This window comes from Anaerobiospirillum succiniciproducens DSM 6400 (assembly GCF_000482845.1).
GTDB classification, from domain to species: Bacteria; Pseudomonadota; Gammaproteobacteria; order Enterobacterales; family Succinivibrionaceae; genus Anaerobiospirillum; species Anaerobiospirillum succiniciproducens.
The window spans coordinates 28,559-35,699 of record NZ_KI519514.1 but is presented as its reverse complement, the minus strand read 5'-3'; the positions used below and the strand labels follow the sequence as shown (position 1 = coordinate 35,699).

Below are 7,141 nucleotides of genomic sequence, written 5' to 3'. Positions count from 1 at the left end.
CTCCTCTAGACTTCAAGAACGAGTTGATGGCTAGCTAAAAAGAAACAAGCCTACGCCCTATACCGAGGTATAGAGCGTAGGCCTACGATGTAGCTAGCTACACAGAATCAATGTATATTAGATGGCTAAAGGCTATAGCCTTTGGTTAGGGATCCTATTGTCTTTTTTCAGCGTTCTCGAGACAAATTCCTTGATTTTGAATGTTTTCGATTGAAATTGAAAGATGATACGGTATACCGTTAACTTTTGTGGTTAGCGTAATACAAAAACTACATGTCCGGATCATGCAGATGCATGCATATATCATAGCTTAAACGGCTTATATATGGCCTTTCCAAATATCGATCAAATACGGCTAAAGAGACGTCTCTGAGCATGAGCAACAGATTTCGGCCAAGGGATTTCCAAAGAAGGCTAAGTTGGACGATCTTGTTCTTAACAGACTGAGTTATGGTGTTTTTCTTTGGCATCGGTAGATCTTACTAAATGGATGTCAGTAACTGTTCATATCTTACTGTAAAGCAACATAAACACGTATCAATGCAGTTATTCTGTCATATTGTGCTTCCATTTGTAGAAGAGTGTGTTGCTTATGCCAACAAGACTGCATCTTTGCTTAACGCTCAACTTGCAGTCGCAAGCTTCAACAATTGAGTCTACGATGATTTTGCGGGTGCCTGGTTCAACTTCAAGTGTTGTTGCCTTTCCAAGACACCCGCTGAGACTTTTTTTAATAGTGTAACCGCACCTTCTGCCTGCTTATTTTTACGCCTCAATTCGGCATTTAGCTTGTTTGCTGCGTCCAACTCACCTTTGTAAGTTTGCATAGCTCTGCTAACCTTTGATAACTGCTTATTACTGATAGCAAGACGGTTCTCAAGGTTCTTGTGAGAAGTGTCACCATTAACAGCGTACCATGTACAGAGGCTCTTCAGCTCATCAACACTGCACTGGTACTGCTTGCAGGTAGCCGCCGTGATCTCACTGTCAAAACCTGAGTTTTTGCAAGTTAAAGCAGCATGAATGGCTTCCTCAAAATCTGAAAAGGCTGCAGGGAAATCAGGCTTTTCGGATGTGACGTCACCTATATGGGTGTCGACTACGTACTGAACAGTGCTTGTGCTAATACCGAACTCTCGTCCGATTTCTGCCAGGGTCTTTCCCTGAAGACGACGTTGAACTATGTCGTCCTTAACAGCTTTAGTTAGTTTGCTCTTTTTAGGCATTTGAAAACCTTATTAAAAGGAGGGCAGGTGATGTTTATAGTTTACTGTAAATTAACAGAAAAATGTGTCAATGACCTAATTCTGTCATATAGTGTGATTACTGTCAGCCTTGAGACGGTGAAGATCGTCAACTCTTTACCGAAGCTCAAGATCCATCCACTCGATAAGTAGTCGTACTTATACGTGCTAACGCCTTGCTTAATGTGGCATGGCACTTTGAAAAGGCAGCTGTCATGGCTGTCTTTTTGGTAATAATGAGTTGATTAGCGCTTATAGGCAGGCGTTGTGAGGGTGACTGGCTCAAGATTATGTTTAACCCAAGTAAGTGCGAGTAGTGCGAGCTCGTCAAGGATGTCCTCGTCAAAGTCTCCCTTGCCATTGATGGCGTGAGCGATCTCTTTAGCGCGAGCTAAGTCATCATCGCTAATGGCATTATGAGAGCCTAAGTGCCTGATGAGGGCGTTGAGCATGGCCCTATACTCCCTATCCCAATTTGCGCCACCGTTGCGATAGAACTCGGAGCGGATACGTCCGGCAACGCGGATGACTTCGCCTTGTACGGTCTTGGCTGGCCCCTGAGGTGGCACCAGAGAGTCCCAGAGGTTATTAAACTGCTCTTGAGGGGTATTGCCGGTGATGGTGATGCTCTGCGTACCGTCGTGAGTGATGTGCTTGGCTGCAGGCTCGACATCAAAGAGCTTATAGAGCTCAGTGAGGGCTGCATCGGTGGTGGCTAGAAGGTCTTTGTTGAAGACCTCACGATAGCGCTCGAAGTTATCACCAATGGCCTTCACGCACTTTTGCATGTTCTTTGTGACTTTTGTGCCGGCCTCTAGCATAAGCTTGCCGCACTGCAGCATGTCAGGTATGGATGCATTTGAGGTGAGTGACAGACCGTACTCTAGGGCGTTTTGCTTAGCTTGGTTCTTGTGCTTGATATCCGCGCCATGCTCAAGGAGGAGTTTGACTGTATCGACACGGGCATTGGCTAGCGCGGTAAAGAGCGGTGTACAGCCATCGTTATTTGCGAGGTTTACGTCAGCACCAAGCTCAAGTAATACCGCTACGAGAGGTGCGCCTACGGTGCTATGAGTATAGAGCGGTGTACGGCCATAGGCATTTTGGGTATTAATGTCGAGCCCTTGAGAGACGAGATAGCGGGTTAGCTCTTCTTTTATTGCGTACTGATGCAAAGCAGTATCGTGGCTATAGCCACGCTCATAGGCATCGAGAGCACAGCTATCAAAGACTGCCTTTTGCTGCTCAAAGCTACCTGTCTCTAGGATCTCAGTGAAGTTTGTAGGAAGAGTCTTACGCTTTGCTTTGGCCATAGTACACCTCGATAAATTGGTATACAGCTATGTTAAGGCATAGCGCAGGAGCTGTCGATGCTGATACGTGGTTTTATGATGCTGCCCTACTCCCTATTTTTACGGACTTGGTAGTTTGCGTGATGAATAGTTAGCTGAAGATGCAGCTTTAGAGATTCACTGCATAGCACTGGTCGTGAAACGTACAGAAATGAGCGGGCGATGGCTGCAGTGTGAATAGATTGGGCTTGATTTGGTCGTTATTGGCAAGTGCTAATTAGCGTAGGACGTCACAAAAATGTAAAGTTATGCAAATTTTTATCGATAGCGATCTCAAGATTGAGCGGTAGTTGGCATTTCAGCTTACAACCCTATGACATAATGCGCCATCATAATCAAGCTCAAGCATAGCTTTGGCTTGCACTTACATAAGTTTCTGGAGGATGGGATGTTAGGTTCAATCATCGGCGACGTCGCTGGCAGTATTTACGAGTTTGACAATATTAAGACCAAGGATTTTGAACTGCTCGCAGTTCGTGGTGCTATCACCGATGATTCCATCATGACCCTTGCTACTGCAGATTGGTTATTAAAGGGTGGCGAGCCAGGCAAGTTATATGTTCGTTACGCTAACGAAAACCCACGTCCATTAGGCGGTTACGGCACTATGTTTGCTCACTGGTTACGTGAAGTTGAAGTAACTGGCAAGATTGAGCCATACAACAGCTGTGGTAATGGCTCTGCTATGCGCGTTGGCCCTGTAGGTTGGGTATTTAACGAGGGTGAAGAAGACAAGCTCTTAGAGTGCGCTAAGGAATCTGCAGCATGCACTCACAACCACCCAGAAGGCGTTAAGGGCGCTCAGGCTACTGCTCTGGCTATCTTCCTTGCTCGTATGGGCAAGAAGCCAGAGGAGATTGCCAAGGCTATTACTGAGAAGTTTGGTTACGATCTGAGCTTAACTGTTGATGAGATCCGTCCACGCTACTCATGGGAAGGCTTAGATGGTAAGGAGAATGGCGGTACCTGCCAGGGCTCTGTTCCACAGGCTATTATCTGCGCTCTGCAGGCTACTGACTTTGAAGACGCAGTACGTAATGCCGTAAGTATCGGCGGTGACTCTGACACCATCGCATGTATCGCTGGCTCTATTGCTGAGGCCATGTTTGGTATTCCTGAGGAGATTCGTACTAAGGCATTAGAGTTCTTAAGACCAGAGTACGTAGAAGTGCTCAACGCTTTCGAGAGCAAGTACTCTAAGGGCTAATAGACAGCTTTAGCTTTATCGAATTCTTGTAAAAGGGGAGGCCAGCGGTCTCCCTTTTTAGTTTTATGGCGTGATGCTTCAAGCCGCTCGATTACTGATCCTATGATGTTTTATGTCTGGATCAAAAGATACGCTGACAGCACCAACCTCATAAAGGGATCTGTAAAAAGTGTAAAAATACTTGCTAAACTTCTTTGTTAGCTGTACATTACGCCTGTACTACCTCTTAGAGCTTATATTCTAAATAAGCTTGTATGCTTAATCCCCTATTCAAGCCTCTGCATGCTACGCCGACAAACGGCGATTTTTAAACCCCTCTCCCTGCTTTCCACTTAATTACTAGCTTAAAGTTTTTAGTCTAAGCTTGTTTAAGTAATTGCCTTGTGCCATATGCGTAATGTGCACAAAGGCATGGTAAGTTTGTGGGATGGTTTTAATCAACAGCATGTTTATCTAACACTTTGTTAGTTTTTAAAGGGTCTAAGCGATACATATTAAATCACCTGCTAAGACGCAACCGCCGTCTAAAGCATGCTTCACCTCTCTTCTCGCAGGCAGATTTAGCACAAAGACTTTCAACCTCTTAGGTTATTAGCTTTAAACATGAAGCAAACTAACAATGCCATTAAGTTCTTAATGGCTCAATACCGTGCTATTTTCAAGAACGCCAACATCGCCATGGTAGCCGCAATGGTAGCAGCTACCTTAGCAGCTGGTCAGGCTCAGGCTGCTGATACTACTAATCCTGAAAAGATTGGCACTACTGAACTTAAAGATAATATCCTTGCAAATGAGACCATTGAGCTCAATACCGCTAATAAGACAGTAGTTCTGGATGCAGCAAATGCAACTGCTGTAAACATCAATGACAAGGGTAAGATTACCTTAGGCACAACTGCAGAGAGTCACATTTTTACAAAGAATGACTTGGTTGTTAATTCAGGCGGTGCTATTGCTTTAACTGGAACTGATTCTGATAAAGCTAATGTAGCTGGCTTAGTTGGTGCAGCAAAAGATACCTCAGGCCAAGATCGTGCAACTCCTACTGCTTCCTTAACTATCAACAAGGACGGTAAGCTTGATGTCACCAGCTCTTTCGCCATGATGAAAGACGTTAACATCAACGGTACTGTAAATATTAAGGGCACCACTGGTAAAACCAGCGGCGGAGCTGATCAGAATGCCTATTTGAAGTATGCAGCAGTTTATGCTGAAGCTGGTAATTTAACAGTAGGTAATGATGCCGCTGTTACCCTTGGCGAAGCTTCACACCTCTACGGTCAAAACATCGCTATTAATGGCGGTACCATCGCATTTGAAGGCTCAACTGCTGCTGGAAAAGCAACTGCTTTAAATGGTGGAGCTCTTCTTCGTGCCGGTGACTCTACAAATGGCGGCGCTTTAACCATTTCAAATGGCAAGCTCAATGTTGCTAAGGGCAAGTCTGGCGATATCGTTGCAACCACTCTTAACATGACCGGTGGTGAGATCAACGTTAGCGGCACCATGGGAATTGGTGGCAACTATCACGATAATGCACCTGCAGCTACCATCAACATTAATAAGGGCAAAGTAACTGTCGCTACTGATGGTACCCTGAAGCTTAATGGTGAGGTAACTTTTGCTGACGGCACCGTAGCTAACTCAGGCACTATTGAGGCCTTAAATGATTCTAAGATCAATGTTGCCAATACTGCTGGTCTTTACAGCACAGACGGTGAGCTCAAGCTCACAGGCGCTACCCTTAACTTTACTGGCACATCACTTGACCTCTCAGATGCAAATGTTTCAGGCAATGCGACTTCAGCTCTGACTGCTGAAAATGCTGCTGTTACTGTAAAGGAAGGTTTTAAGAGCAAGGTCGCCTCTATCACTGCCTCTTCTGTAACTGCTTCAAAAGAAGACGGTAATTTCGCTCTTAAGAGTGGAGAGTCCATTACTGTAAGCAAGGGTCTTACTGTAACTCCTAAGAGCGATAAGGCAACATTAAAAGTAGGTGGTGCACTTACCCTTACAGGTACTGGCGGTGCTGTAAATGCTGATGTAACCTTAGCTCAGGATACATCGGGCACACCTTCATTAACTGTTGATAACGGTACCTGGACTTTACCAAGCCTGACCATTACCAGTGGTACTGCATCTGTAACCTCTGGCGCTGTCCTGAACATTAACGGCAAGCTTGATATTGCAAATGCAACTACAAACGGTACCTTATCCGTTGATGCTGCAACTGTTAATTTAACTGCTAAGGATTCAGACCTTTCATTAAAGGGTGAAGGTGTTGTTACTCTTGCTAACACCGCAAAGCTGAACGTTAAGGCTGAGGATGTATTCAAGAATGACAATGGCACTATTGCTTTAGTTGATGGCGGCACTTTTGTTAAGAATGCAGTTTCAGGTGACTCAAGCTCTGTTCTGAACCTCAATAACGGTGGTTCATTATCTAAGGAGCAGCTGAAGAGCCTTATTAGTGCTGTTGGCTTTGATGGCATTATTTCAGGCGTTTCTTTAAATGCTGCTGACCGTCCTGCTGATGGTACCGCTTTATCTCAAGATATGGCCGGCACAGATGCCTACAAGGATGTTCAGGTTAAGGTAAATGCTGAAATTAATAAGCAATACTCTGTTGACAGTGTTGTATTAGACAGCGTTGATGCCATGACCGTGGCCGCAGGTGGCACCATGATATTAAACGGTCCTAAGAACGAAATGTTCGTTTCTAAGGCCGGTCAGGTGGCTAATGTTAAGCTGTCTGACAATGGCGCTGCTCTCGTTTTAGCTGGCTCAGGTAAGATTGGCGATATCACTGCAAATGCAGCAGGCAACGGTAAGGTTACTATTGGCAATCAGGCTGATGGCGGTAACGTCACCGTTGGTGCTATTGGTGGAACTCAGGCCTTAGGTTCCTTAACTGTAAATGACAACGTTAATGTAACCGCTACTGGCGATATTAATGCCCAGAATTTTGTATTCAATGGCAATAAGCTTAATGCTAAAGGCAAGGCCATCAAAGTCGGTGGCACCTCCAGCAATACAGAAATCTATGGTGATGTAGAAGCTAAGTCCTTAACCTATGCAGGTACTGGCACTCACATTATTGCTGGTGATGCTGAAGTTAAGCTTGAAACATTAGATTTTGGATCAGGCACTGTTCAGGTTGGTGATGACGCAGCTGAGGCAAATGGCTCAGCCACTGTTGTAGTAAAGAAACTGACAGGTACTGGTACTCTCTTTGTTGATCCAAAGTACGGTGATGATGCTGCTTTAGTTATCGCTGAATCTTTAGGTGATGCTTCTACTCCAGATGATAAAGACGCAGGCACTTTATCAGGCTCTGC

General features: G+C 45.0%; 4 protein-coding genes. 2 read left to right on the top strand and 2 right to left on the bottom strand.

What is annotated here, in order from left to right:
• Window positions 1-656: 656 nt before the first annotated feature.
• Window positions 657-1,226: a helix-turn-helix domain-containing protein gene (locus H524_RS0113200; protein ID WP_027940515.1), complete on the bottom strand. Its 570-nt coding sequence runs from the start codon at window positions 1,224-1,226 to the stop codon at window positions 657-659.
• A 263-nt stretch (window positions 1,227-1,489) separates the two neighbouring features.
• A complete protein-coding gene (locus H524_RS0113195; protein ID WP_027940514.1) occupies window positions 1,490-2,557 on the bottom strand; it encodes an ankyrin repeat domain-containing protein in 1,068 nt (355 codons plus the stop codon).
• 427 nt (window positions 2,558-2,984) lie between these two features.
• Between H524_RS0113195 and H524_RS0113190 the strand changes: the two genes are divergently transcribed.
• A complete protein-coding gene (locus H524_RS0113190) occupies window positions 2,985-3,803 on the top strand; it encodes an ADP-ribosylglycohydrolase family protein (RefSeq protein ID WP_027940513.1) in 819 nt (272 codons plus the stop codon).
• A gap of 603 nt (window positions 3,804-4,406) precedes the next feature.
• A partial coding sequence (locus tag H524_RS17530) for a beta strand repeat-containing protein (protein ID WP_044122549.1) occupies window positions 4,407-7,141 on the top strand: 2,735 nt, incomplete at its 3' end.